Genomic DNA, 2,013 nt, shown 5'->3' with positions numbered 1-2,013 from the left:
GAGCGCGCCGGCGCGCTGGGCGGTGTCGCTCGCGGTGATCTGGGGCGCCACGGCCATCAACCTGCGCGGCGCCTTTCGCGTGGGCCGCGTATCCGTCTTCGCCGGTGCCTTCATCGTGGCGGGATTCCTGGCGTTCGCGCTGGCCGCCATCCCCAACATCTCGCACGTGCCGTGGCGGCCCTTCAGCACCGGCGGGGAGTTCGGCGTGGGCGCGCTGGGCGTGGCGCTCTCCACCGTGCTGTGGAACTACCTGGGGTGGGACAACGCCTCGACGGTGCAGGGCGAGGTGGTGGATGCGGAGCGCACCTATCCGCGGGCGCTCTTTCTGACGCTGCCGCTGGTGACGCTGGGATACGTGGTTCCGCTGATGGCGGGATTGGGGGCAAGCGACGGAACGACGTGGCGGGAGGGCGGCTGGCCGCAGATCGCGGAGCAGGCGGCGGCGTTCGGGGGGCGGTGGATCGGGGGATGGCTGGCGCTGGGCGGGATGGTGAGCGCGCTGGCCCTGTTCAACTCCCTGCTGATGGCGTACTCGCGCATTCCGCTGGTGATGGCCGCGGACGGGCTGCTCCCCGCCGCCCTGGCGAAGACGGACGGGCGCGGGACGCCGCGGAACGCGGTGCTGGTGTCGGCCGTGTTCTACTCGGTGTTCTCGCTCTTCTCGTTCGGCCATCTGGTGACGGCCGACGTGCTGCTGTACTCGCTGGCGCTGATGATGGAGTTTGCCGCGCTCATCGCACTGCGGGTGCGCGAGCCGGGGCTGCGCGGACCGTTCCGGCTGCCGGTGGGAACGGCGGGCGTGGTGGTGGTGGCGGCGGTTCCCGCCATCGTGCTGACGGTGGTGACCATCCTGAACCTGCGTGATCCGGAGTATGGCGCCCCCGCCGTTCTTTCGGCGCTCGCGGTCGCGGCGGTCGGCCCGGCGCTGTACGCCGTCGCGCGGCGCAGCCGGCAGACCTGAGCCTCGCCGTCCCCCCTTCGGCACGCATGTTGTAAGACAGAGTACCTGAAGCGCGCCCTTCCGGCCTCCACGCTATGTGGGCAGCGAGACCTGCGCAGGTTCCTCCGCCTGCCCCGGCGTCCTCACGGGACGCGCGCAACATCAAGCAAAATCGCTGGTTTCCATCGACATCCCCGGCCCCGTGCCTGGCCATCCGCGCCAGAACGGCGGTTCACGGCCAGCCAAAAAACGCCGGTGCGCCCGTGCACCAGAATGCACGCCGCTGCATCGTTCCGTGTCAGCCGCTCGTCCCCCTGAGCGGTTCCCCCGGGGGTGCTCCCCCCACTCATCCCACCTGGAGGTAAGATGCGTACCAAGATCGTGCTGGTCTGTCTGGCCGCGGCAGTCACGGCGGCCGCGTGCGAAACCGCCGCCCGGAGCATCGCTGAGCCCGATGGCCCAGCCAAGGGCCTGGGTGTGCAGGACCTGGTCGGCACCCCCGACCTGGTGGTGGACGCCGCCAAGCTGGCCAGCTCCTGGGTGATCACCGACGAATACCTGTCGCCCACACTGTGCAGCGTGCAGGAAGGCGACGTGCCCCCGGGCGACCGGCGGCTGCTGCGCTTTACCGTCGAGACGCCCAACAAGGGCGACGCCGACGTGTTCATCGGCGATCCCCGCACGCACATCGACCCCAACGGCGACGGCGACTACTCCGACAGCGATGGGCTGTACGAGCTGGACGGCTGCCACGGGCACTTCCACTTCCGCAACTACGCCACCTACGAGATGTTCCCGGTAGGTGCGGACGGCAAGCTGGGCGCTTCGGTCAAGGCGCGGAAGCGTGGCTTCTGCATGATCGACACGACCCCCTTCAGCAACGAGAACGGCCAGCCGAAGGAGCGCGTGTACTACAACTGCGGCACCCCCACCCGCGCGGGAAACCAGGGCATTTCGGTGGGCTACGCCGACACGTACGTGAAGCAGCTGGGGGGGCAGTACTTCGTGCTGGACGATCCCAACGAGCCGGTTCCGCCGGGCGACTACATCCTGCGCATCACGGTGAACCCGGG

General features: G+C 69.5%; 2 protein-coding genes. Both read left to right on the top strand.

What is annotated here, in order from left to right; genetic code table 11:
* The coding region (locus VIB55_RS24380; protein WP_331879291.1) for an APC family permease at positions 1-961 on the top strand (961 nt) is incomplete at its 5' end.
* 345 nt (positions 962-1,306) lie between these two features.
* A partial coding sequence (locus tag VIB55_RS24375) for a lysyl oxidase family protein (protein ID WP_331879290.1) occupies positions 1,307-2,013 on the top strand: 707 nt, incomplete at its 3' end.

Origin of the sequence: Longimicrobium sp. (assembly GCF_036554565.1) — a bacterium.
Taxonomy (GTDB): Bacteria; Gemmatimonadota; Gemmatimonadetes; order Longimicrobiales; family Longimicrobiaceae; genus Longimicrobium.
The sequence above is the reverse complement of the archived record's forward strand: the minus strand, read 5'-3'. Positions and strand labels throughout refer to the sequence as shown.